Genomic DNA, 24683 nt, shown 5'->3' with positions numbered 1-24683 from the left:
GCTCCCTCCCGTGGCCGCCGCATCCCCTGAGTCAGGTCTCTCGTGGCCCCAGACTAACGCCGATTTGCCCCGTTCTCACGCTTCACGCTACCTTCTCATCTTAAGTAAGCCTTACCTAATATTGAAAGCGTGACCGATGACCGCCCCTTCCTCCGGGCCCTCCCCTGCCGTCTACCGCGACCCGTGGGGAATCCCCCACCTGCGGGCGGACTCGGCCGATGACCTCGCGTTCCTCCAGGGATGGAACGCCGCGTGCGACCGGTCCTGGCAGCTCGAAATGGACCGCTGGCACGCGGAGGGCCGGGTCGCGGAGATGACCGGGCCCGACGGCGTCCCGTGGGACCGTTTCGCCCGGCAGGCGATGCTGACGGACACCGCCCGGGCCTGCTTCGACGCTCTCGACGACGGGACGCGCCGCTGGTGCAGACGCTACGTCGACGGGGTCAACCAGGCCCTCGCCGAAGGCCATCGGGGCGGAGCCGAGTTCGACGAGAGCGGCACGGAACCGGGCTCATGGTCACCGTGGACGCCCCTGGCGGTGTTCCTCGTCAACCACATCCTGTTCTCGACCTTCCCCCACAAACTCTTCCGCGAACACGTGGCGGACACCCTGGGGCCTGAGGCGGTCGCGCTGTTCTCCCAGGAAGCCCCGGTGCTCTCCGGCAGCAACGCCTGGGCCGTGCACGGTTCACGGACCACCGACGGCGCCCCGCTCCTCGCGGGCGATCCGCACCGTCTCCTCGAGATACCCGGCGTCTACCAGCAGGTGCGCCTCTCCTGCCCGGAGTTCGACGTCGTCGGGCTCGCCTTCCCCGGTGTTCCGGGACTGCCGCATTTCGGTCATGCGGGCGGTGTCGCGTGGGCGATCACGAACTCCATGGCCGACTACCAGGACCTGTTCCGGGAGAAGCTGCGCCGCTCCGGGCCGACCGGGCTCGAGGCGTTCGGCCCGGACGGTTGGGAGCCGGTCGCCACGCGGACGGAGGAGGTCCTCGTCCGGGGTGGGGACTCCGTGACGGTGGAGCTCGCCGAAACCCCGCGCGGCCCGGTCATCGCGGGACTCCCCGGTCCGGAGGACGGTGCGGTTTCATCGGGGCTGAGCCTGCGGACTCCCGCCCGGGTGACCTCGCGGCTGGGGTTCGAGGCACTGCTGCCACTGCTCCGCAGCAGCCGGACCGCCGACGTCGAACGCGCCCTGGAAGCGTGGGTGGAACCGGTCAACAGCGTGCTCGTGGCGGACACCCAGGGTGCCGTGCGGCATGTCCTCGCCGGAAAGGTCCCGCAGCGTTCGGCGGAGAATCGCGTGACGCCGGTCCCGGCGTGGTCCGAGGCTCATCAGTGGGAGGGCACATTCCTGCCGCTCCCCTCGCGGGACGTGGACACGGTGGCGGTCAGCGCCAACGACCGCGCCGCCGCCCTCGGAGCGGACATCGCACTCGAGTTCGCCCCCGCTCACCGCGCCTCGCGCATCGCCGGCCTTCTCCACGCGGACGACGACGCCGTCCCCCGCCCGTTGCTCGGGCCGGAGGACATGCGCCGCATCCACAGCGACACCCGGCTGGGTTCGCTGCCCGCCTTCCGGTCTCTGCTCGCCGGCCTGAATCCCGAGACGCTGTCCCCCGCGGCCCGACGGACCCTGGAGGACCTCCTGACCTGGGACGGCCACATGGACGCCGACAGCAGACCGGCGGCGGTCTTCGCCCTCTGGCGGGAAGCGCTGGTCCACCGACTGGCAGCCCACCCGGCGTTCGAGCCGCTCCGGACACCCACCGGTCATTCTCCGGTGTTCGCACCCTGGCTGGCACTCACCGGGCGGCTCGGTCTCGCCCTCGAAACTCTCATCGCGGGCCCGGTCCCGGACGGTCTCGACCTGCCGCACGAAGCGGCGGCCGCCCTCGAAGCGGCGCTCCCCGTGCAGCTGGCCGACGGCGCGGGCACCCCTACCTGGGGTGAGCTCCACCGCCTGCACCCACTGCACCGGCTCCCCGCGTCCGCGGCCGCTTCGCTCCCCTCGACTTCTCTGGCCGGCGACGCCGCGTGCGTGATGGCGAACGAGAGCGTGCCGGGCGGAGGCCATCTGTGCTTCCGGGGTTCCGCGGCCCGTTACGCCTGGGATCTCTCGGACCGGCAAAAGAGCCACTGGATCGTCCCGTTCGGCGCTGACGGCAGCCCTGCAAACCCCCACTTCCTCGACCAGCTGCCGCTCTGGGCCGCTGGAGAACTCCTCCCCGTCATCACCGACTGGGACCGACTCACCCTGGAGACCTGATGCCCGAGACCACGACCCAGCAGACGCCCGAACCGCCGGCGCAGACTGCCGCCTCCGTCGGTGGTGGCAGGTCACCCGGCCGAGTCCGCATCCTGCCGGTCCGGCCCGAGGAGGACGGCGATCTCATCCACTCGTGGGTCACCCAGGAACGCGCCCGGTTCTGGGGCATGACGGAGTACACGCGGGACGAGGTGGTGGAGGTGTACCGCTTCCTGGACTCACTGCCGACCCACCACGCCTTCCTCCTCACCCTCGACGAGGAACCGGTGGCGCTGTTCCAGAGCTACGACCCCTTCCACGACCCGGTCGGCGAGGCCTACGAGCCGCAGGAGGGCGACCTCGGGATCCACTTGTTCATGGCGCCGGCCCGGGAGCCACGGCCGGGACTCACCCCGTGGCTGGTCCTGCACTTCATCGGGCACTTGTTCGCGACGACGGGCGCGCGCCGGATCGTCGTCGAACCCGATGTCCGCAATGACAAGGCGCTCGCGCGGCTGACCGGGAGCGGCTTCGAACCCGGCCCCGTCATCCAGCTGCCGGACAAGCAGGCGCAGCTGTTCTTCCTCCGCCGTGAGGTGTTCGAGCGGCTTCCCACCGTCGGGGACTCGGCTTCCTGACGGCACACCCTGGACACGACGGTGCCGGCGCCCTCCAGGAGAGGACGCCGGCACCGTGGTTTCGGCTGTGGACCAGCCGCAGCGCTTCCGTCAGGCCGACGGCGCGACGCGCACCTTGACGTTCTTCATCAGGGGCTGGTCGCTCTGCGTGCTGTAGTCGGCCAGACCGATCAGGACGTTCATCTCCGGCATGTACCCGGCGGCGCTGCCGCGCGGCAGGTCGTAGCGCAGCGCGCGGTACTGGCGCACGGAACGCTCGGACCCGTCCTTCGATGTGGCGACGATGTCCACCAGGGATCCCTCTTCGATGCCGCGCGCCCGCATGTCCTCCTCGTTCAGGAACACGAGTTCCCGCAGGTTCTTGACGCCACGGTAGCGGTCATCGTTCGAGTAGATCGTGGTGTTCCACTGGTCGTGGGACCGCATGGTCTGCAGGACCAGCATGTCCTCCGCTTCCGGAATCACATCCGGCAGGGGCGCCAAGGAGAATTCGGCGCGGCCCGACGGCGTCAGGAAGACGCGTTCCCGGGCGGGCTGCGGAATGCGGAAGCCGAGCGGCTGCTGGATCAGCTCGTTGAAGCCTTCGAAGCCGGGCAGGGCCTTGGCCATGACATCGCGGATGCGGTCGTAGTCCTCCACGTACCACTCCCAGGGCGTGGCGCTATCCGGCAGGGCGGCCCGGGCCATCCCGGCGATGATCGCCGGCTCGGACAGCAGGTGGGTCGACGCCGGCTGCTTGCGGCCGATGGAGAGGTGCACCATGCTCATGGCGTCCTCCACGGTGACCCCCTGAAGGCCGGTCGCCTGCTGGTCGCGTTCGGTCCGGCCCAGGCACGGCAGGATGAGGGCCTTTCGGCCGTGCACCAGGTGGCTGCGGTTGAGCTTGGTGCTGACCTGGACCGTCAGCTCACACTGACGCAGACCTTCCGCCGTGCGGGCGGTGTCCGGGGCGGCCAGCACGAAGTTGCCGCCCATGCCCACGAACACCTTGACGGTGCCGTCCAGCATCCCCTGGATGGTGCGCACCGTGTCCAGGCCGTGGTGGCGCGGAGGGGTGATGCCGCAGACCTCCGCGAGCCGGTCGAGGAACTCGTCCGACGGGCGGTGGTCGATGCCGCAGGTCCTGTTGCCCTGCACATTGCTGTGCCCGCGGACCGGCGACGGGCCGGTGCCCTCGCGGCCGATGTTGCCCTTGAGCAGCAGCAGATTCACGATCTCGCGGGCCGTGTCCACGCCATGCTCGTGCTGGGTCACGCCGAGGCACCAGCTGATGATGCTCCGCTCGGACGTGAGGTAGATGTCCGCGGCCTTGCGCAGATCGGCTTCGCTGAGGCCGGCCTGCAGGGCGAGCTCGGCCCAGCTGGTCCGCGCGAGCAGCTCACGGTACTCGTCGAAGCCCTCGGTGAGGCTCTCGAGGAATCCGGCGTCCAGGACCGACGGATCCTGCTCCGCGGCCTCGAGGGTGGCCTTCGCCATCGCGCGGATCAGGGCCAGGTCGCCGCCCGGACGCACCTGGAGGTTCAGGGTGCTCGTGGGGCGCGTCTTGAACGTGGCCATGTCCACGATGTCGTGGGGCACGATCGTCCGGGTGGCGCCCGCCTCGATGAGCGGGTTGATGTGCACGACCTCGGCGCCGCGCTTGACGGCCTCGGAGAGGGCGGTCAGCATGCGCGGAGCGTTGGAGGCGGCGTTGACGCCGAGGATGAAGAGCGCGTCACACGTCTCCCAGTCCTCCAGGTCCGCCGTCCCCTTGCCCGTCCCGATCGAGGCCTTGAGCGCCCGGCCGGAAGCCTCGTGGCACATGTTGGAGCAGTCCGGCAGGTTGTTGGTGCCGAGTTCGCGCGCCATCAGCTGGTACAGGAAGGTGGCCTCATTGCTGAGGCGGCCCGAGGTGTAATAGGTGGCCTCGTCCGGGCTGTCCAGGCCGCGCAGTTCGTCGCCCACCAGGGCGAAGGCTTCCTGCCAGGTGATCGGCACGTAGTGATCCGTCTCCGGGTCGTAGACCATGGGTTCCGTGAGACGGCCCTGGTTCTCCAGATCGAAGTCGGTCCAGTCGGCGAGCTCGGACACCGTGTGCGCGGCGAAGAATTCGCGGCCCACCCGCTTGTGGGTCATCTCCCACGTCACGTGCTTGATGCCGTTCTCGCAGATGTCCAGCTTGAGGCCCTTGTTGTCGTCAGGCCAGGCGCACCCGGGGCAGTCGAAGCCCTTGATCGGGTGGTTCATGCTGAACATGGCTTTGGAGCCGGCCAGCAGCTCCTTCTCGCGGATGAGGACCTTCATGACCGACGTCGCCGCACCCCAGGCCGCGGCCGGGTGATGGTACGGATGCTGGGAGGGTTCGCCCTTGGCGACGGGGCCGTAACCACCCTGCCGCGGCTCCTCCGGCATCAGGCCATCGGACGAGGCGCGTCCCGCCGTCGATTCATCAAGACTTCCCACTGCAGGCTCCTTCAATCCCGTGATCCGGTCACCTCACCTTCTCACCTGGCACAGCCCGTTTCAACGTCCGGCACGGTGGCGGACCGCCTTCACCGGCAAAGGCCGACACGGGGCCCGTGTCATGTGGCCGCGCCGTTCAGAAACCGCTCTCGACCAGCGGTTCCAGCGGTTTCTGCACCGGGCTGAGCTCCAGCCTGATCACCACCGATTTCGACGCCGGCGTTCCGGAACCGATCGCCTGGGAGTCGAGCGGCACGAGCACGTTGGTCTCCGGGTAATACGCCGCGGCGGAACCTTTGACCGTGTCGTATTCGACCACGCGGAAGCGGGGCGCCCGCCGTTCCACACCGTCGTCCCACACGGAGACCAGGTCCACGAACTGGCCGTCCGTCACCCCGAGCTCGCGGCAGTCGGACTCGTTGAGGAAGACCACGCGGCGTCCGCCGTGGATGCCCCGGTAGCGGTCGTCCTGGCTGTAGACCGTGGTGTTGTACTGGTCATGCGAACGGAGGGTCTGCAGGATGAGACAGCCCTCCGGGACCGGGATCCAGTCGAGCTCCGAGGCCGTGAAATGGGCCTTGGCATCCGTGGTGGTGAACGTCCGCGAGTCCTGCGGGCCGTGCGGCAGCTTGAAACCGCCGGGGACGTCGATGCGCTCCTCGAAACCCCCGAATCCGGGGATGACCGCCTGGATGTGCTCGCGGATCAGCCGGTAGTCATCCGCCGCGGCGCGCCAGTCGATCTGCGGCGTGCCGGGCTTCGGCCGCCCGTCGGCGTCGCACAGCACCGCGAGCGCGAGCCGCGAGACGATCGCCACCTCGGACAGCAGCTCCGGCGACGGCGGCTCGAGGCGGCCCTGAGAGGCGTGCACCATGCTCATGGAGTCCTCCACGGTCACCCTCTGCGGGCCGCTCGCTTGCAGATCGCGGTCGGTCCGGCCGAGCGTCGGGAGGATCAGAGCTCGCTTGCCCGTGAGGAAGTGGGAGTGGTTGAGCTTGGTCGACACCTGCACCGTGAGGTCACAGGCCGCGAGCGCGGCTTCGGTGACGGCGCTGTCCGGCGCCGCCTTGACGAAGTTCCCGCCCATGCCGACGAAGACCCGGATGCGACCGTCCCGCATGCCGCGGATGGAGTCGACCACGTCGTGGCCGTGACGGCGGGGACTCTGGAACGCGAACCGCGTGTCCAGGGAGTCGTGGAACCACTCCGGCATGCGTTCGAAGATGCCCATGGTGCGGTCACCCTGGACGTTGGAGTGGCCGCGGACCGGAAGCAGGCCGGCGCCCGGGCGACCGATGTTGCCCTGGGCCAGGATGACGTTGACCACCTCCTGGATGGTCTGCACCGAGTGCCGGTGCTGGGTGAGGCCCATGGCCCAGGAGACGACGGTGCGGTCCGAGGACAGCAGTAGCCTGCCGATCTCCCGGATCCGTTCCTCGGGGATCCCGGTCGCCTCCTCGATGTCGGCCCACGGCGTGCCCTCAACCAGTGCGAGCCAGTCGTCGAATCCCGTGGTGTGGGCGGCGATGAAGTCGTGGTCGAAGACGGTGCTCAGTCCCGGCGAACGCTCCCCGGCGCGTTCCGCCTCGAGGAGGACCTTGCCGAAGCCGCGGAACAGGGCCTGGTCCCCGCCGAGACGGATCTGCAGGTGATGATCCGCGAGCGCGGTGCCCGAGCCGAGCACGCCCCGCACCTTCTGGGGATTGCGGTACCGGATGAGACCCGCTTCCGGCAGCGGGTTGACGGCCACGATGGTGCCGCCGGCCCGCTTCACCTTTTCGAGGGCGGTGAGCATGCGGGGGTGATTGGTGCCGGGGTTCTGGCCCACCACGAACACGAGCGAGGCCCGCTCGAGCTCTTCCAGCGCGACGGAGCCCTTGCCGATGCCGATCGTCTCGGTGAGTGCCGTGCCGGAGGATTCGTGGCACATGTTGGAACAGTCGGGCAGGTTGTTGGTGCCGAAGCCCCGGACGAAGAGCTGGTAGAGGAAGGCGGCCTCATTGCTCGTGCGGCCGGACGTGTAGAACGTGGCCTGATCCGGGCTGTCCAGTGCCGCGAGCTGCTCGGCGATGATCGAGAAGGCCTCATCCCAGCCGATCGGCGCATAGTGGTCGGAGTCGAGGTCCTTGAACAGCGGCTGCGTCAGGCGGCCCTGGCCACTGAGCCAGTGGTCGTCGTGCCGGGCCAGCTCCGCGACGGTGTGCTGCCGGAAGATCTCGGGACGCACCCGCTTGCGCGTGGCCTCGGCGGCGACCGCCTTGGCGCCGTTCTCGCAGAACTCGAAGTGGCTGCGCTCCCCCGGCGCCGGGTCCGCCCACGCACAGCTCATGCAGTCGAAGCCCTCGGGCTGGTTGATCCCCAGGAGCGTCTGTACCGTGCGCACGGGGCCCATCTGCTGAAGGCTGTGCTCCATGGCGTGCGTGATGGCGGGAACGCCGACGGCGGAGCGCTCCCGCGGCTCGACGACGAGTGACGCTTCGTCGATGTCCTTCGCCTCGTGTCGTGCGGCGGCGCCCGGGAGAAGGGCGCTCGCCAGGGACTTCACGTCGTTGAATCTGTCCGGCATGCTCCGAGGCTACCCCTCCGGGCGGACCGGTTCCATGAGGGACGCGTCATGTTCTCGATGACGGCCGTCGCAGCGACCTGCTCAGGAGAACAGCGCGAGCGCCTTCAGTGTCACCTGCGTCAGCCCGTAGCCGAGCGCGAGGATCACGACGCCGCTCAGCACGGTGGCGACGACCGTGTGCACGACGCTGGACGGCGCCTCGGTCAGGGTGCCCGCCGCCGTCGTCGCGCCGTGCGCCGCAGGCTCCTGCGCGGACGCTGCGGAGGCCTTCACCGCATACCGGGCGGCGACCGGCTTGATGAGGAGGTTCGCGACGAATCCGACGGCCAGGACTCCCACCATGATGAGCAGCGACGTCGTGTAGACCTCCGGGCCCCGGGCGCCTTCGGCCGTGCGGTGCTCCACGACCGCGTTGACGATCACCGGACCGGCGACGCCCGCCGCGGACCACGCCGTGAGCAGGCGGCCGTGGATGGCGCCCACCTGATAGACGCCGAACAGATCCCGCAGATAAGCCGGCGCGGTCGCGAAGCCGCCGCCGTAGAAGGACAGGATCACGAGGGTCGCCAGGACGAAGATGACGAGACTGCCGCCGCCGAAGGCCGCGATCACCGCGTACATGAGCAGTCCGATGCCGAGATACGCCATGTACATCCGTTTGCGCCCGAGGTAGTCCGAGACGCTGGACCAGACGAACCGGCCCGCCATGTTCGCCAGGGACAGGAGACCGACGAAGCCGGCGGCCGAGGCCACGTCGATCTGGGAGAAATAGTCCCGGATCATAGGCGAGGCGTTCTCCAAGATGCCGATCCCGGCGGTCACATTGCAGAACAGCACGGTCCACAGCAGCCAGAACTGCGGAGTTTTCACGGCGTTCGCGGCGGAGACACCGGCCGGAGCCGCGGCCACGGCCCGGCGCGGACCACCGGCGCTGCCGCCGGGCGTCCAGCCGGGGTGCGGCAGCCTGATGACGAACGCGCCCATCGCGATGACCACGGCGTAGACCGCGGCCAGCGTCAGGAACGTCGGCGCGAGACCCTGGACGAGGTTCGCAGGGGCCGACCCGCCGCCGTAGGCGCTCAGGAGCGCGGCCGAGACGGGGCTGGCGATCAGCGCTCCGCCGCCGAAGCCCATGATGGCCAGGCCGGTCGCCAGTCCGGGGCGGTCCGGGAACCACTTCATGAGGGTGGACACCGGCGAGATGTACCCGAGCCCCAGTCCGATGCCGCCGATGACGCCGTACCCGAGGTACAGGAGCCAGAGCTGGCCGGTCGCGATGCCGAGGCTGGCCACACAGAATCCGGACACCCAGAACGTCCCCGCCACCACCATGGCCTTGCGCGGTCCGGCCTTCTCCACCCACGTCCCGCCCACCGCGGCCGAGAGACCCAGCACGACGATCGCGAGGGAGAACACCCACCCGACCGCGAGGTCCCCGGCGCCGAAGCGCTGCATGAACGGGGTCTTGAAGACGCTCAGCGCATAGACCTGGCCGATGCACAGGTGGATCGCCAGGGCGGCGGCCGGCATCAGCCAGCGGTTGAAAGTGGGGGGTGCGATCGTGGCTTCACGGTCGAGCACGCTCATCTGAACTCCTGCCACCCGGAACGTCCGGCCCGGGGATACGTTCCGTCAGCGGTCAGTTTCTCTGACGAAAATAACAATTCAGATGTCAGCGATTGTCAATGCAGGTGTTCGGCGGGACCGTTCAGGATCCAGCGGGCACAGCGGCAGGTTCCACCGACTCGGTGCGGATCCGCTGCGCGCCGGCGTACACGTTCATGGAGTTCCCCCGCAGGAAGCCCACCAGTGTGAGTCCCTGGGAGTCGGCCAGCTCGGCGGCCAGCGACGACGGTGCGGACACCGCGGCCAGCACCGGAATGCCGGCCATGACCGCCTTCTGGACCAGTTCGAAGCTGGCGCGCCCTGAGACCTGGAGGACCGTGCCCGTCAGCGGCAGGCGGCCGTTCTGGGCGGCCCAGCCCACCACCTTGTCCACGGCGTTGTGGCGGCCCACGTCTTCCCGCACCACGAGCAGCTCGCCCGTGGCGGCGTCGAACAGGGCGGCGGCGTGAAGCCCGCCGGTCTTCTCGAACGCCGCCTGGCGTTCCCGCAGCCGGTCCGGGAAGGTGGCCAGCAGCGCGGCGTCCACCGTGACCGGGTCCACTGAGACATCGTGCCGGGAAACCGTCTCCACCGCCTCGATGCTGGCTTTGCCGCAGACCCCGCAGGAGCTGGTGGTGTAGAAGTTCCGCGCCGCGTCCGGGCTGGGCGGGGCCACGTGAGGGGCCAGCGCGATGTCCAGGACGTTGTACGTGTTCTCCTCACCGCCCGTCCCGGGTCCGCCGCAGTGGATGGCCGTGCGGACGTCCCCACCGTCGGCGATGATGCCCTCGGAGACGAGGAAGCCGGTGGCGAGTTCGACGTCGTGACCGGGGGTGCGCATGGTGACCGCCAGGGGCGACGAAGCGACCCTGATCTCCAGCGGTTCCTCCACCGCCAGGGTGTCGATCCTCCGGCGGGGCTCCTCGCCCAGGACGATTTTCAGCAGCGGACGACGTCTCGTGATCTGACCCACGGTGCCAAGGCTACACTCCTTGGCGACTCCCTCGCCGGGGCGGCGGAGCACCTTCCGGCGCGCGCTAGCATGGTCGCATGCCACGCCCCCACCCCTCCGGATCCCGGCCTGCCCCGCGCCTTCGCACCCACGCTTCGCGGACCTGCTCCGCACCTTCGGCGGGCCGCCTGTGATCACCGTGGATCAGCAGCGCAGCAGGGTTTTCGCCACTGCGCAGGCGCTGCCTCCGGTGCGCGTGTCCCTGGCCGCGGCGCGAGGTCTGGTGCTCGCCGAAGACGTGCTCAACCGCTGGCCGATCCCCCTCTTCGACAACTCCGCGATGGACGGTTATGCCGTACGGCTGTTCGATGCCACCGAAGGATCGCGGCTCCGCGTGGTCGCGGACCTGCCGGCCGGGACCGAACTGGATCCGCCCCTCGGCCCGGGGGAAGCCGCGCGCATCATGACGGGCGCCCCCGTGCCCACCGCTGCCGACGCCGTCGTGCCCCTTGAACGCACCGATCTCGGCACTGCGGCCGGACCGACGCCACCCGAGTGGATCACCGTGCTCCAGCAGCCGGCGCCCGGCGCCCACATCCGCAGAGCCGGGGAGGAGTCCGGGGCCGGCAGCGTCGCAGTGCCGGCCGGCGCGGTTCTGGGGCCGTGGCAGCTGTCGGCCCTCGCCTCGGCAGGAGCCGCCACGGTGCTGGCACACCCGCGGCCGCGGGTGTCGATCATCGCCACGGGCTCGGAACTCATCGCCCCCGGCGGCACACCGCGCCGCGGTCAGATTCCGGAGTCCAACTCCGTCCACCTCTCGGCGGCCGTCCAGGACGCCGGCGCGGACCTCGCCTCCGTCGTCACCGTGCACGACGATGAGGACGCTCTCCGCGAGGCGCTCGACTCCGTGGACAGTGAGGTGATCATCCTGTCCGGCGGCGCGAGCGTCGGCGCGTTCGACGTCGTCAAGGCCCTCCTGAACGGGCACGGCTCCATCACCTTCGGCCCGGTGGCGATGCAGCCCGGCAAGCCGCAAGGCTTCGGAACGCTCGACGACGGCACCCTCGTCTTCTGCCTGCCCGGCACCCCGGTGGGCGTCGCCGTCTCCTTCGAACTGTTCGTGCGTCCGGCCCTTCGCGCACTGGCCGGGCACCAGGAACTCGACAGGCCCCGCGTGGTCCGGGCGGCCGCCAGGAGCTGGCACAGCCCCCGGCACAGGACTCAGATCCTCCCCGCCGTGCTCGACGGCGAGCGGGTCCGGCCCTCGCTGCGGCACGGCGGACCCGACGACCCGAAGATCTCCCCCGCTTCCGTGAACGCGTTCGTGATCATCCCCGAGGGCGTGGAACAGGTCCACGAGGGCGACCCGGTGTCGGTCATGCCCTTCGGGCCGGAGTGGGCATGACCGTGCGGGCGGCGATCGTCCTGGCCGGCGGACGGGCCTCGCGGCTGGGCGGCGCCGACAAGGCCTCGGTCGAGGTGGCGGGTCGACGTCTCGTCGATCACGTCTACGCCGCGGTCGCTGACTGTGCTCCGGTCATCGCCGTGGGTCCGGACTCGCTCGCGCGCCCCGGCGTGACCGTGGTGCGCGAGGAGCCACCCTTCGGCGGGCCCGTGGCAGCACTCGCCGCAGCGCTGAGGGCCGTGTCCGGCTTCCCAGAGGACGCGCCCGCGCGCGCGGCGGGCGCCGAAGCCTGGGTCCTGGCCTGCGATCTGCCGCGGGCGGACCGGATCGTGGCGGCGCTGAAGCACGTCCCGATTCCGGACGGCGCGGACGCGGTCGTCCTTGCTGACGCGGACGGCCGGTCCCAGTGGCTGGCCGGACGGTACCGCCTCGAGGCCCTTCACCGCGCGGTCGCCGCGCTCGGGCACGTGGACGGCGCAGCCCTGCGGCACCTCCTGGCGCCCCTGACCCTTCACACCGTTCCGGACACCGCGGACGCGTCCCTGGATCTGGACACCTGGTCCGCGGTGGAGCAGTATCGCGAACAACAGAGCACCGCCCTTCGAAAGGAATCCTGACATGAGCTCCACCCCCGCCGAACTCGACGCCTGGGTCACCGATCTGAGCGCAGCCCTGAATCTCGGGGACCTCGACGTCCCCACCGGCCTCCTGCTCGATCTGACCCGCGACGCCGCCCACGGCGTGACCCGCCCCGCCGGCCCCCTCACCACGTACCTGGTGGGGATCGCCGTCGCACGCGGGGCATCGGCGGAAGAGGCCGCCGAGACCGCGCGCGAACTCATCCGGCGGCATCAGGCCTGACGCCCGCGCCGCATTTCCCCTTCGGGTCCGCGGAGGTCTGGTCCCGTCGCCCCGGCGGCGGGACAATGGATCATGAATGCCAAGGACAAGGAATTCGTGGGTTCGATCCCCACCGTCTACGACGAGATCCTGGTGCCGCTGATGTTCCAGGACTTCGCCTGCGATCTGGCCGCAGCAGTCGCCACCACGGCACCCGCCCGGGTGCTGGAGACCGCGGCCGGGACCGGCGTCGTCACACGTGAGCTGGCGTCCGCTCTCCCCCACGCCCAGCTGACCGCCACCGACCTCAACCCGGCGATGCTCGCCCGTGCCGAGTCCGTCCAGCCGGCCTTCTCGAGGCCCGAATGGCGCCAGGCCGATGCCCTCAGCCTCCCTTTCGAGGACCGCTCCTTCGACGCGCTGGCCTGCGCCTTCGGCGTGATGTTCTTTCCCGACCGGCACCGGGCCTTTCAGGAGGTGGTGAGAGTCCTCGAGCCCGGCGGGCTGTTCGCGTTCACGGTCTGGGACAGCCTGGAGCACAATCCGGTGCCGCGGTCGATCGTCGAGTCGCTCCACGAGTTGGGGCAGGAGGAGGCGGCGTCGTTCCTGGAACGCGTGCCGTTCTCCCTGGCGGACCCGCCGCTGCTGACCGGCGAGCTGGAAACCGCAGGCTTTTCCTCCGTCCAGGTGCGGACCATCGAGCATCTGAGCGGGGCGACGACGGCGAACGGCATCGCGCGGTCGCATCTCTTCGGGACGCCGACCAACAACTACCTCGTGCTCGACGGCCCGGAGGACGGGGACCGTCTCCTCGCATCCGTCACCACGCTCCTGACGGAGCGGTTCGGCGACGGCGAGTTCCGGCTGCCGGTGAGCGCGCTCCTGGTGACCGCGGTCAGCCCGTCCCTGGAACAGGAGTCCTGACGGTCCGGCCACGGGTGGAGTGCACCGCCCAGTCCGCGACGGCGGCGGGCAGCTTCCGCGCGTCCTGAACGAACCCGTCGGGCCGCACCAGCACGGCTTGTCCTCCCCTGAGCCGCGGGTTCCGCACGGTCTCGAAGTGGTGGACCGGCAGGCCGCTCTCCTCACCCATGCGGGCGAGCGACGACTGGTCCGCGGCGCCGTAGACGTGAATCTGCCAGTCCACACTCCGGAGCGCCGCGAAGTTGTCCTCGTTCCAGGCCAGCCGCCGGCCGACGAGCCGGCCCCGGCGTCCCCGGGCGCGACGCCGGGCATCAGCACTCATCCAGTAGTGGATCCGGATCTGCGAGACGTACTCATACAGCTTCGCGCGACGTGCCAGACGCGGCAGCACCCGTCCGAGCAGCGGCGCCAGGCGGGGCAGGACCCCGGCGCGGATCACGCGGGCGAGGGACGAGTCCGCCGTGATGGTGCTGAACAGCCGGTCCGTGGTCCTGACGAGGCGCAGCGCCACCGGCCGCCGCTCAGCCTCGTACCGGTCCAGCCGCTCGTCTCCGGATCCTCGGAGGAGCACGTCCGCGAGCGCGCAGGCCAGGCCATGCGCGTCCTGCAGCCCCGTGTTCATCCCCTGGGCGCCGACCGGTGAGTGCACGTGGGCGGCGTCCCCTGCGAGGAACACCCGCCCGGAGCGGAACCGGGCCGCCACGCGGTGGTGGACCCGGTAGGTGGAGAACCAGCTCGAGTCCCGGTATCCGACACCGAACTCACGCCCCACCGTCCGCCGGGTCTCATCCTCGGTGACCTGTTCTCCGTCCGGCGTGCGGACGACGCCGATCAGCCGGTGGTGTCCCACCGCTCCCTGGGGGAAGGTGAGCAGGAAGTCGCCGGCGCTGAAGCGGAGATTCACCGCGTCTTCGACCAGCCCGGTCACACCGCGCGCGTCGGCGACGTAGAAGGTGTCCGGGTTCGTCACCCCGTCGAAGGGTATTCCGCTGAGTTCCCTCACCGTTGAGGAGGCGCCGTCCGCACCCACCAGATAGCGGGCCTCGACCCGGCGGACGTCTCCGTCGCCGCCACCGAGCCGTGCGGTGACGCCACCCTCCCCCTGCTCCAGGCCGAGCAGACCGTGGCCCCAGAGGACGGAATCCCCGCGCTCCTCCAGGGCCGCCACCAGGAGCCGTTCGTTGCGGCTCTGTTCCAGGACGTGGATGCCCGGGAACGGGGTGACGCCCTTGCCCAGCTCGCCGAAGCTCACGGTCGCGAAGGGGTGGTCCCGGTAACCGGGGGCGATCGCCGGGGCCACGGCCGCCTGTTCCAGCACGCGCTGCACGAGCCCGAGCTGATCGTAGATCTCGAGGCTGCGGGCCTGCAGTGCGAGGGCGCGGGATTCGCGGGTGGGCCCGTGTTTCCGGTCGGCGATCAGGAACCGCACGCCGAGCCGTTGCAGGCAGGCCGCCAGCATGAGCCCGGTGGGGCCTGCGCCGACAATCAGGACGTCGGTGGTCAGGACGTCGGTGGAGAGCGTCTCTGCCGGCCCTTGCTCCGGACGCGGCTCCGGCTGCGGTGTCATCGCCCCTCCTGGCGGTTGCCGGTCACTCGCCCGAGCGGACGTCCGTGACGCCTGCGGGGCGGAACGAGACGTGGCGGAAGGTCGCCGTCGTGCCGTCGCCGCGCGGTGACTGGACAGCGATCCCCACCTTCAAACCGCCTTCGGACCCCGTGAGGGGGAATCCGAAGTAGCGGGCCAGTTCCCAGCGGCCCTCGGAGCGGTAGTGCAGGCTGATCATGGTGCCCGCCCGGGCCATCCGCAGCCGCACGGGCCCGGCGGGGAGATGGACGCCGGTGGCGTCGTCGGAACGGTCGCGGGTGACGACCGACATGATGCGGGGCCGGCCGACCTCGTCGAGTTCGGCGCAGAGCTTGAACCATTGCAGTCCGTCGAGATGCCCGACGAGGACGGCGGAGTCGAAACTGTCCCGGAAGTCGACCTCGACCTCGGCTTCCAGCGTGAAATCGCCCTCCACGGGGAACGCGAAGACCGTGGCGCTCTGGACCACGGAGTCCGTGCCGGGCCGGTTGAAGAGATCGTCTCCGGCGGCCGCGCGGAGGGTGACCGTCCCGCCGTCGACGGCCGCTTCCCCTTCCCCGGGACGCAGGGAACGGAACTCATCGGGCACACCCGGGAGGAGGAAAGAGGTCATGCACAGCATTCTGCCCGGCTCGGCCTCCGACCGCACCCCTCCTCCGAGGGGATCAGGGCTTGCGGGCCTCGATCAGGTGACGCGTCGAGTGGGCGATGAACGGACCTTCCGCCTGGATCAGCTCGTGCAGGTCCCGCAGGCGGTCGCGGTACTTCTCCACCGTGAAGCCGGGCACCCACCAGATGACTTTGCGGAGCAAGTACACGACGGCGGCAACGTCGTGGATCTCGATGCGCAGCCGGGCGGTGCTCAGCCCTGTCACCTCGAGTCCGGCGGCCCGTGCGGCGGCCGCCTCGTCGTCGTGATGGCGTCCACGACGGGCCTCCGGCTGTGGCCCGAGGAAGAATTCGATCAGCTCGAAGACGCTCGCGGGTCCTACGTGCTGGGCGAAGTACTGGCCACCGGGACGCAGCACCCGGGTGATCTCGTCCCAGTGGATGGTGGCGGGGTGACGGCTCGTGACGAGGTCGAAGGCGCCGTCGGCGAAGGGCAGAGGCGGCTCGTCCGGGTCCGCCACCACCGCGACACCTCGCGGATGCAGCAATGCCGTCGCCTTCGCGACATTCGGCGGCCAGGACTCGGTCGCCACGGCCACGGGCGGGAAGGTGCGCGCTTCGGCGAGCACTTCTCCCCCGCCGGTCTGGATGTCGAGGGACGCAGTGGCCGTCGCCAGCCGCTCGGCGAGGCCGGCGGCATACCCCCAGGCAGGCCGTTCCTCCGTGGCCCGGCCCTCCAGCCAGCCGAAATCCCAGCCCGTGATGTCGGCGTTCTCCCCCAGGGCGATCAGTTCATCGAATGTCTCAGCCATGCCACCATCCTGCCAGCCTGGTCCGGACCGCGTGGCGGGGGCGGACAGCCGTGCTCCACCCCGGATCTCCACCCGCCGTTCCACCCCGGGGTGGTCCCGGCCGGGACACGGAAACGGGAGGCTGGAATCACCGGCAAGACATGCCGGCACAGATCCTGAAAGGCACGGCCATGTCCCTGCAGATGCTCGGCAACGCACTTCTCGCTCTCGCGCTGATCGGCTGGATCGGCTACCGGCAGACGACCTGGCGACCGATCGCTCTCGCCACCATGTGGCGGACTCCGCTCATCATGGGTGTGATCGGTGTCGTCCTGCTGGCGAGGTCCGCCTCCCCTGAAGCCCTCTCCCCGCTCGATCTCGCCGTGCTGGTCGGCGAGCTGATCATCTCGCTCGGCATCGGCGCCTGGATGGGCCGTCTGGCGCACTTCAGGCCCCTCACCACTCCGCGCCCGGTGAGCCGCGACGGGAATACCGTCGCCACTTTCGAATCCCGCACCGGCGCCTGGGGCCTGGTGCTCTGGTTCCTTGTCCTCGCCGTGCGGATCGGGATCGACGCCCTCGCCTCGATGGCGGGCTCGCATGTGGCGACGTCCGCCGGCGTGATCCTTCTGATGCTGGCCGCCAACCGCGCCGCCCGCACCTTCATCTTCGCCCAGCGGATCGCCGCTCTCCCCGCGTCGGCCACGGTCTCCCGCTGACCTGACGCATGATGGTGTCATGACGACCACCATCCGGCCCGGAGGAACGATCGCGGTGCTCAATCTTCTGGGCGCGGTCGCGGTCGGATACGCGCTCTGGACCTCCGGCGCGGCGGCGAGGCCACTCTGGGGTTCTGTCCTCGCGGCCATCGCTCTCGTCGCGTGGGCTCTCCGGGCGTTCGTCGCCGGCCTCCCGCGGGGTGGCGTGCTTTCCGTCGTGCTGGGAACCCTGGCCGTCCTGTGCGGGGGCTTCGCGGCGGGCGCGACCCATGGTCTCACCGTCGTCCCCGCCGCCATCGGTTCGCTCGCCGTGCTGGGAACCGTCGGCGTCCCGCTCGGCTACGGGCTCTCGGTCGCAGTGCTGGGCTGCGGAGCCATCGCCGTCGGAGCGATCGCCCACCCGACCGATGTGGGCGACAGCCTCACCATGATGGGCGGCCTGCTCCTCGCCGCTGTTGGCGGGTTCAGCCGCCGGCAGTTCCGGGAGGCGGAGGCGCAGGCGGCACTCCTGAGGGAGCGCGAGCTGGCCATGCGGCAGGAGGCGGAACGTGTCGCGATCGCCCGGGATCTGCACGACGTGCTGGCTCACAGCCTCGGCGGTCTGGTCCTGCAGCTCGACGCCGCGGAAGCCCTCCTCGAAGCCGGCGACCAGACCGAAGCCGCCGAGCGTGTCGCGGCCGCGAGGCGCCTGGCGTCCGACGGCCTGAGCGAGGCCCGCCGCGCCGTCGCGACGCTGCGCGACCCGGACGGCGCCGGCGGTGGCGTCCGGTTCGCGGGGCGGGAGTCCCTCACGTCCGGCGTCGAGCGGCTCCTTCAGGCTCACCGCTCGCTCGGCGGGGTCGTGGACTTCACGACGACCGGAACGGCGCGGCCCGTGACGTCGCAGGCGGCCGACGCCGTGCTCCGGGCGCTGCAGGAAGCCCTGAGCAACGCGCGCAAGCACGCCCCCGGGGAACCCGTCCGGGCCTGGCTCGTCTGGGCCCAAGGCGCCCTGACCCTGACCGTGTCCAACCCCCTCCCCGACACGGAGCAGCTCCCCGAAGACTCCCCCGGCCGTGGCTACGGGCTGACCGGCATGCGGGAACGCTTCGCAGGGCTGGGGCCCGGATCCTCCGTGCGGGCCGGGGTGCAGGGCGACCGCTTCGTCGTGACCGCGGAGGCGGAACTGTGAGAGAAAGGGATGCCGCAGTGGAGGAATCGGTGATCCGCATCGTGGTCGCGGACGACCAGGCGATCGTCCGCGACGGACTGGTCACGGTGCTGCGCCTCGTGCCGGGCCTCGAAGTGGTCGCCGAGGCGGCGGACGGCGAGGAGGCCGTCGCCCGGACCGCGGAGCTGCGTCCGGACGTGGTCCTCATGGACCTGCGGATGCCCGGCCTCGACGGCGTGGGCGCCACGGCCAGGATCACGGCGGACTTCCCGGACACGGCCGTCCTGGTCCTCACGACGTTCGCCGACGACGCATCGATCCTCCGGGCGCTGACCGCGGGAGCCCGCGGCTATCTGACCAAGGATGCCGGACGGGCCGAACTCACCGCTGCCGTGCGCGCCGTCGCCCGCGGCCAGTCCACCTTCGCCCCGGAGGTGAGCGCTGTCCTGGTCACGGCCCTCACCCAGGGCGGCCCCGCCGCGCCGTCGAGCCCTCCCCGCGCGGCCGACGACGCCGCCGCCCTCCAGACGCGGTTCCCTCAGCTCACGCGCCGGGAGGCCGAAGTCCTGGCACTCGTGGCGGAGGGGTTCAGCAATGGCGAGATCGCCGCGACGCTGTTCCTGGGGATCTCGACGGTCAAGACCCACATCAATTCGCTCTTCGCCAAGCTCGCTGTGCGAGACCGAGCCCAGGCGATCACCCTGGTGAGGTCCTGATCGCCGGGGGAAGCAGACGTGGTGGCGCGTTCGACCGCGTGCGTGGCGCCGTGAGGCCTAGCATGGAGCTGTGCTGAGCCCCGAATATCCCGTCCACACCGACCGGCTCCTGCTGCGGCCCATGACCGCCGAGGACATCGACCCCATGCTGCGGTACAAATCCCGGCCCGAGGTGGTCCGCTTCGTCCCCTACGGCCCCTTGACCCGGGACGACATCGCCGTGCGGATCTCCGGACGCTGGGGCCGGACCGAGCTGACGGAACCCGGCCAGTCTCTCACCCTGGCCCTCGAGGAACGGGCGACGGGCCGGCTGGTCGGTGATGCCGTCCTCTTCTGGCACAGCGCCGAGCACCGCTCCGGCGAGGTCGGCTACATCCTCTCCCCCGAGGCGACGGGGCTCGGTTACGCCACCGAAGCAGCGACGGCGATCCTCCGCCTGGGATTCGACGGGCTCGGCCTGCACCGCATGGTCGCCCGGCTTGAGGAGCGCAACACCGCCTCCGCGCGCGTGGCCGAACGGCTCGGAATGCGGCTTGAGGCGCGCCTGGTCCAGAACGAATGGTTCAAGGGCGAATGGTCCACGGAGCTCGTGTACGCGATGCTGGAGGACGAGTGGAGGGCCTCTCCTCTGCGCTGAGGATCTCCGCGGACGTGCCCGCCCGGCCGGAAACCGTTCCCCGCCGGACCGCCGTCGCCTAGGCTGAAAAGGCCCCACTCGAGAGAGGACCCCAGCATGGCAGAGAAGGACAGCGGCCCCGCCTTCAGCGACGAGGAACGCGCCGCGATGAAGGAACGCTCACGCGAGGTCAAGGCCTCACGTGGCAAGAACAAGGCGACACCGGAGGAACTGGCCGCCGAGGTCCTGGAGAAGATCGCCTCCATGGATGAGGACGACCGGGTCCTGGCGGAGAAGGTCCACCAGATCGTCCTGGAACACGCGCCGCAGCTGAGTCCCAAGCTCTGGTACGGCATGCAGAGCTATGCGAATGCGGCCGGCAAATCGGTGGTGTTCTTCCAGGACGCCAAGAAGTTCAAGGCCCGCTATGCCACGCTGGGCTTCCAGGAGAACGCGACACTCGACGACGGCGAGATGTGGCCCACCTCGTACGCCCTCACGAAGCTCACGCCAGAGGTCGAGGCGAAGATCGTGGAACTCGTCCGGCGGGCGACGGCACGGGAGTAGGACGGCGCAGGAGCGGTACGGCCGGCGACGACGCCAGAGGCATTCACGAGAACGCCGCTTGTGACGCAGCACCGCCCCGCGCTTTCCTGCTTAAAACACCGCAGGGCCGGTGAAAACCGGCCCTGCGATGGAAACTGAGAGTCTCAGAGAGGCTGAATGTCTGCAGCCTGCGGGCCCTTGGGGCCCTGCTGAACCTCGAAGGAGACCTTCTGGTTCTCTTCGAGGGAGCGGTAGCCCGAGGAGTTGATCGCGGAGAAGTGCGCGAACACGTCCTGGCTGCCGTCATCGGGGGAAATGAAGCCGAAGCCCTTTTCCGCGTTGAACCACTTCACTGTACCTGTAGCCATAATTCAGTCCTCACTGAAGGGGAGGTTGATCCCGACGTTCGGGCCTCCGGTGTGGGGTGTTCTCCACCGATGCTTCAGAAAGGAACGGTCCGGGGACCGCAATTACTGAAATACGAAATGCCAAACACAACAACAGTTCCAGTCTACAGGAGTTCGCGCCAGATGCATCACCCCGTCTGCATCGCCCTGAGACTGATCCAGAGCAGCAGGACGTCGTCCGCATGGCTCAGATCCACGTCGAAGAGGTCCCGGATCCGCTTCAGCCGGTACCGGAGCGTGTTCTGGTGGAGCGAAAGCGCCGCCGCCGTGAGCGCCGAATCACGGCCCGACTCGAGATACGCGAGGAGTGTCTTGGCGTATTCGCTGCCGTTGCTGGTGTCATAGGACGCCATCTCCTGAGCCGCCGGAGCGACGAGCCGCTCCTTCGTCTGGAGGAACGCGCCGATCTCGAGGAGGCTCAACCGACTGTGCAGATCGGCTGCCCGGACGAAGCCCTCTTCCCCCTCCGGATCCAGGAGCAGCAGCGCCTGGTCGGCGGAATGCCGTGACGCGACGATGGCCGCGGCCGAATCCACCGACGCGCCCAGGGCCGCTCGGAGCGTCACGCCGAGCGCCCTCGACGCACGGTCCCTCACACGGCGCGCGAGGGTCCGGATCAGCTGCCCGTCCTTCGCGCTCACCTCGCCGAGCACGGCGTACACGACCCCGCCCTCCTCCACGCACCAGGTCCCCCGGCGCTGAGACTCGACCAAGGTGCTCACCAGGTCCGTCAGGCGGGTCAGCGTCACCGCCTCGGCACCTGCGGGAAGGCCGGCCTCGAAGGCGAGCACGGCGAACGGGGGCCGCAGCCCGAGGTTCAGGCGGCGCGCCACGAGCGCGGCGTCGTCGTCGCCGTGGATCAGCCGGCGCAGGCCTTCCGCGCGGCGCAGACGGGCCAGGTCGCGTCCGCTGCGGGCGCGGAGCAGATGGAGTGCCGCGAGGTCCGCGCCACGTTCGAGCGCCGTCGCTGCTTCGTCGGGAAGGTCGCCGCCCGGGTCGACCACCCACACCGAGCCGAGCGGTTCGTTCCCGGCGCGGACCGCGACCGCCAGACGGCCCAGCGCCTCACCCGTGCCGGGAATCCGCACGGCGCCGCGGGCCCGGAACACCGCGGCGTACTGGGCGGCGTTCTCCGGAAGGTGCGGGACCTGACGGCCCAGGATCCCCTGTTGACGGTCCAGGTCGATGGGCTGATCCGGCAAGGTGGAGTAGGCGAGGACCTCCTCCTGGAGGTTCTCGATCGTGGTTGCCCCGCCCACCATCGCCGCGATGGCATTGGCGAGTGCGAACAGATCTCCGGCGCCGAGAGCCGTGGGCGCGTCCCCCGCTTCGGCGACCGCACCCAGCGCGGACTCCAGGAGCGTGTCGAGCTGCCGCCAGGACAGCTCCCCTTCCACGACGAGCACCGCGATGCCCGCCACATCCGCCTCAGCGCTCAGGCGTGCGATCGCCTCGGGGCGGCCCTCCGAGTTCGCCGTCTCTTTGAGCACGACGGCGGCATAGCCCGCGCGCGCCGCCTCCCGCAGTGCCGGGCCGGCACTGTCCGCCGCGACACCGACACCCAGCAGCAGTCCGCCGGGCACGGACTGTGATGGTTCCAAGGGGTCCAGGATGACCGGACTGGCCAGGACGAGCGGCCGGTCCGGCCCCAAGGAGGTGACGGCCAGGCCGGACGAGTCGAGCACCGAGGCCAGTTCCCGGACGGACCGTTCCCGACCGGAACGCGAAGCGGTGCGGCGATCGATCGGCTCCATGAGCTGCCCTCCGGAATCTGGTGAATGTCGTTCTGAAGATGTGCTGCGGGTCCATGCAGGTCTTGGTGGCACAGCACTAAGAACTGCTCTGATCTTAGTGCTGTGCACTGAAGCGTCAGGTCAAGTCCTCGGCCAGAGTGGAAGCATGTCACCACTTCGCCACCCCCACCCGTTGACGGAACAGGCCCAGAGAGCGGCTCAGACCGCCGCCGACGCCGCCGGCGTGACCCTCCGTGATGAGCACGACCTCGAACGCCATCGTGAGATCGAGGCGCTCCTGGTGTCGGTCTGGGGCATGTCCCCACAAGGCGCTCCCATCCCCTTCGACGTGCTGCGCGGCATCTCGCACGCGGGCTGCAACATCTCCACCGCCTATCTGCCGGACGGGAGGGTCTGCGGCGCAGCGGTCGCCCTCGTCACTCCTGACCACGGCAGCTACTCGCTGATCGCCGGAGTGGCTCCGGGCATCGGCGACAAAGGGGTGGGCTTCGCCCTCAAGCAGCACCAGCGGGCCTGGTGCCTGGAGCGGGGCATCGAGACGATGAGCTGGACGTTCGACCCGCTCGTGAGCCGCAACGCCCGTTTCAACCTGGCCAAACTCGGCGCGCACGTCACCGAGTACGCCCGGAACTTCTACGGGATCATGGACGACGAGATCAACGCCCAGGACGAAAGTGACCGCCTGGTGGCCGTGTGGCCGCTCGCGAGCGAGGATTCCGTCGCGTGCAGCGAAGGCCGGCCCCGCGACGTCGAGCTTCCGCCGGCTGAGGACTCGACGGTTCTCGCCACGGGCCCGGACGGCGAGGCGCACCTCCTGCGGTCCGGCGACACTCTGTGGGCGCGAGCGCCCAGGGACATCGTGGCCCTGCGCACGCAGAACCCGGACCTTGCCGCAGCCTGGCGACGCGAACTGCGGGAGGTCTTCGAATCCGCGTTCGCGGCGGACCGGACCGCCGACGGCGTGACGCGCGACGGCTGGTACCGGCTCTCCCCTGCCCTGGCCTCCGAGGCCTCAATGCTCAAGAATCCGGAGAACGCCCGATGAAGATCACGTCAGCATCCATCTCCCTGCTCGAGGTTCCGCTGAAGGAGCCGTTCGTGGTCTCGTACGACACGTACGCGACCATGCCCAGCATCGTGCTGACCTTGGAGACCGACGACGGCCTGGTGGGCTTCGGCGAAAGCGTGCCGGAAGCGCACGTCACAGGTGAGACCCCTGGGGGTGCGGTGGAGGCTCTGCGGAGTCTGCTGCTGCCGGCCGTCCTCGGTCTCGATCCACGGGACATCACGGCGATCCATCAACGGATGGACGCGGCACTGAAAGGCAATGGCTCCGCCAAGGCCGCCGTCGACATCGCCTGCTGGGATCTCGCGGGAAAGGCCGCGGGGCGCCCGGTCTACGCCCTGCTCGGGGGACGGAAGCCGGAGAACCCGACGATCGCGCGCGTCATGAGCATCCTCTCCCCCGACACCCTGGCCACCCAGGCCGTGGAGGCCCGGACCGAAGGATTCCGGCACCTGAAGATGAAGCTGGGCGGCCGCGACGGGCTCGACGTCGAGCGGGTCCGGGCCGTGCGCGCCGCGATCGGGCACGACCTCGCGATCCGCGTGGATGCCAACCAGGGCTGGGGTGACCCCGCCACGGCGATCGCGATGATCCGGGAGCTCGAACCGTTCGGCATCGATTGGGTGGAACAGCCGATCCGGGCGGACGATGTGGACGGATTCGAGCAGATCCGCGCCCAGGTGGGGGTCCGTCTGATGGCGGATGAGGCGGTCGTGTCGCAGGCCGACCTGGCCCGTTTCGTCAAGGCCCGCAGCGTGGACATGGTGAATCTGAAACTGCAGAAGAGCGGCGGCATCACCCCGTGCCATCGGCTGGCCACCCAGGCCGAACTGGCGGGCTTCTCGGTCCAGGTGGGTTCGATGCTGGAGACCAGCATCGCTTCGGCGGCCGGATACCACCTGGCGCTGGCTCACCCGGCGATCGTGTCCACGGAGCTGTCCGGCCCGGTCAAGTTCACCCGCGAGCCGGGCAACCTCGAGTTCCGGATCCCGGAGGTCCTGGTGTCCGAGCGGCCCGGCCTCGGCGTGGACGTCGATCCGGACGTGCTGGAAGAACTGACCGTGGACCGCTGGGAGGTCCCGGCCTGAGGCGCCGGGCAGGGTG

The 24683-nt window shown here is 70.0% G+C and carries 22 protein-coding genes; 13 read left to right on the top strand and 9 right to left on the bottom strand.

What is annotated here, in order from left to right; all coding sequences use genetic code 11:
- Positions 1-136: 136 nt before the first annotated feature.
- Together P9849_RS06430 and P9849_RS06425 are read left to right on the top strand one after the other, a co-directional pair.
- Positions 137-2269 carry a penicillin acylase family protein gene (locus P9849_RS06430; RefSeq protein WP_278268816.1) on the top strand — a complete coding sequence of 711 codons (2133 nt, stop codon included), beginning with the start codon at positions 137-139 and terminating at the stop codon, positions 2267-2269.
- Complete coding sequence (locus P9849_RS06425) at positions 2269-2886, top strand: GNAT family N-acetyltransferase (protein WP_278268815.1); 618 nt, start codon at positions 2269-2271, stop codon at positions 2884-2886. The genes P9849_RS06430 and P9849_RS06425 overlap by 1 nt, the downstream gene beginning before the upstream one ends.
- Positions 2887-2976: 90 nt before the next feature.
- Here P9849_RS06425 and P9849_RS06420 read toward each other — a convergent pair whose 3' ends face one another.
- The 4 genes from P9849_RS06420 to fdhD form a co-directional block, all read right to left on the bottom strand.
- Positions 2977-5328 (bottom strand): FdhF/YdeP family oxidoreductase, encoded by a 2352-nt coding sequence (locus P9849_RS06420; protein WP_278268814.1) that lies wholly within the window; start codon positions 5326-5328, stop codon positions 2977-2979.
- Between the two features lie 136 nt (positions 5329-5464).
- Complete coding sequence (locus tag P9849_RS06415) at positions 5465-7894, bottom strand: FdhF/YdeP family oxidoreductase (RefSeq protein WP_278268813.1); 2430 nt, start codon at positions 7892-7894, stop codon at positions 5465-5467.
- Positions 7895-7975: 81 nt separating this feature from the next.
- Entirely contained in the window at positions 7976-9481 is a 1506-nt protein-coding gene (locus P9849_RS06410) for an OFA family MFS transporter (RefSeq protein ID WP_278268812.1), read from the bottom strand.
- Between the two features lie 121 nt (positions 9482-9602).
- Positions 9603-10472 carry a formate dehydrogenase accessory sulfurtransferase FdhD gene (gene fdhD, locus P9849_RS06405; RefSeq protein WP_278268811.1) on the bottom strand — a complete coding sequence of 290 codons (870 nt, stop codon included), beginning with the start codon at positions 10470-10472 and terminating at the stop codon, positions 9603-9605.
- Positions 10473-10641: 169 nt separating this feature from the next.
- Between fdhD and glp the strand changes: the two genes are divergently transcribed.
- From glp to P9849_RS06385, 4 genes are all read left to right on the top strand, one after another.
- The gene (gene glp, locus P9849_RS06400; RefSeq protein WP_278268810.1) at positions 10642-11856 is read left to right on the top strand and encodes a gephyrin-like molybdotransferase Glp; all 1215 of its coding nucleotides are present in this window, start codon (positions 10642-10644) and stop codon (positions 11854-11856) included.
- On the top strand, positions 11853-12473 hold the full coding sequence (locus P9849_RS06395; protein ID WP_278268809.1) for an NTP transferase domain-containing protein: 621 nt from the start codon (positions 11853-11855) through the stop codon (positions 12471-12473). Before glp ends, P9849_RS06395 begins: the two co-directional genes overlap by 4 nt.
- 1 nt (position 12474) lies before the next feature.
- The gene (locus tag P9849_RS06390) at positions 12475-12717 is read left to right on the top strand and encodes a DUF6457 domain-containing protein (RefSeq protein ID WP_278268808.1); all 243 of its coding nucleotides are present in this window, start codon (positions 12475-12477) and stop codon (positions 12715-12717) included.
- Positions 12718-12789: 72 nt separating this feature from the next.
- A complete protein-coding gene (locus P9849_RS06385; RefSeq protein ID WP_278268807.1) occupies positions 12790-13620 on the top strand; it encodes a class I SAM-dependent methyltransferase in 831 nt (276 codons plus the stop codon).
- Here the strand turns inward: P9849_RS06385 and P9849_RS06380 are convergent.
- The 3 genes from P9849_RS06380 to P9849_RS06370 are packed head-to-tail and all read right to left on the bottom strand — an operon-like array spanning position 13592 to position 16626.
- Positions 13592-15187, bottom strand: a complete 1596-nt coding sequence (locus P9849_RS06380) for an FAD-dependent monooxygenase (protein ID WP_278268805.1) — start codon at positions 15185-15187, stop codon at positions 13592-13594. The two genes, P9849_RS06385 and P9849_RS06380, sit on opposite strands and share 29 nt — an antisense overlap.
- A gap of 22 nt (positions 15188-15209) precedes the next feature.
- Positions 15210-15818, bottom strand: coding sequence for a DUF1349 domain-containing protein (locus P9849_RS06375; RefSeq protein WP_278268804.1), 609 nt, complete (start codon positions 15816-15818; stop codon positions 15210-15212).
- A gap of 52 nt (positions 15819-15870) precedes the next feature.
- Positions 15871-16626, bottom strand: coding sequence for a class I SAM-dependent methyltransferase (locus P9849_RS06370; RefSeq protein WP_278268803.1), 756 nt, complete (start codon positions 16624-16626; stop codon positions 15871-15873).
- A gap of 140 nt (positions 16627-16766) precedes the next feature.
- Between P9849_RS06370 and P9849_RS06365 the strand changes: the two genes are divergently transcribed.
- The 5 genes from P9849_RS06365 (at position 16767) to P9849_RS06345 (ending at position 20373) form a co-directional block, all read left to right on the top strand.
- Positions 16767-17324 (top strand): hypothetical protein, encoded by a 558-nt coding sequence (locus P9849_RS06365; protein ID WP_278268802.1) that lies wholly within the window; start codon positions 16767-16769, stop codon positions 17322-17324.
- A gap of 19 nt (positions 17325-17343) precedes the next feature.
- Complete coding sequence (locus tag P9849_RS06360) at positions 17344-18495, top strand: histidine kinase (RefSeq protein WP_278268801.1); 1152 nt, start codon at positions 17344-17346, stop codon at positions 18493-18495.
- 17 nt (positions 18496-18512) lie between these two features.
- Positions 18513-19190, top strand: coding sequence for a response regulator transcription factor (locus P9849_RS06355; RefSeq protein ID WP_278268800.1), 678 nt, complete (start codon positions 18513-18515; stop codon positions 19188-19190).
- Between the two features lie 70 nt (positions 19191-19260).
- Positions 19261-19827 carry a GNAT family N-acetyltransferase gene (locus P9849_RS06350; RefSeq protein ID WP_278268799.1) on the top strand — a complete coding sequence of 189 codons (567 nt, stop codon included), beginning with the start codon at positions 19261-19263 and terminating at the stop codon, positions 19825-19827.
- 96 nt (positions 19828-19923) lie between these two features.
- Entirely contained in the window at positions 19924-20373 is a 450-nt protein-coding gene (locus P9849_RS06345) for a hypothetical protein (protein WP_278268798.1), read from the top strand.
- A gap of 143 nt (positions 20374-20516) precedes the next feature.
- Here the strand turns inward: P9849_RS06345 and P9849_RS06340 are convergent, their stop codons facing one another.
- On the bottom strand, positions 20517-20720 hold the full coding sequence (locus P9849_RS06340; protein ID WP_278268797.1) for a cold-shock protein: 204 nt from the start codon (positions 20718-20720) through the stop codon (positions 20517-20519).
- Between the two features lie 167 nt (positions 20721-20887).
- Entirely contained in the window at positions 20888-22513 is a 1626-nt protein-coding gene (locus P9849_RS06335) for a helix-turn-helix domain-containing protein (protein ID WP_278268796.1), read from the bottom strand.
- A gap of 145 nt (positions 22514-22658) precedes the next feature.
- On the opposite strand from P9849_RS06335, the gene P9849_RS06330 reads away from it, so the two are divergent.
- The gene (locus tag P9849_RS06330; protein ID WP_278268795.1) at positions 22659-23558 is read left to right on the top strand and encodes a GNAT family N-acetyltransferase; all 900 of its coding nucleotides are present in this window, start codon (positions 22659-22661) and stop codon (positions 23556-23558) included.
- Positions 23555-24667: a dipeptide epimerase gene (locus P9849_RS06325; protein WP_278268794.1), complete on the top strand. Its 1113-nt coding sequence runs from the start codon at positions 23555-23557 to the stop codon at positions 24665-24667. The genes P9849_RS06330 and P9849_RS06325 overlap by 4 nt, the downstream gene beginning before the upstream one ends.
- The last annotated feature ends 16 nt before the right edge of the window (positions 24668-24683 follow it).

The sequence above is a fragment of the Arthrobacter sp. Y-9 genome (assembly GCF_029690065.1).
Lineage (GTDB): Bacteria > Actinomycetota > Actinomycetes > Actinomycetales > Micrococcaceae > Arthrobacter_E.
Note: the sequence above shows the minus strand (reverse complement) of the source record. Positions and strands in the feature narration are given on the sequence as shown.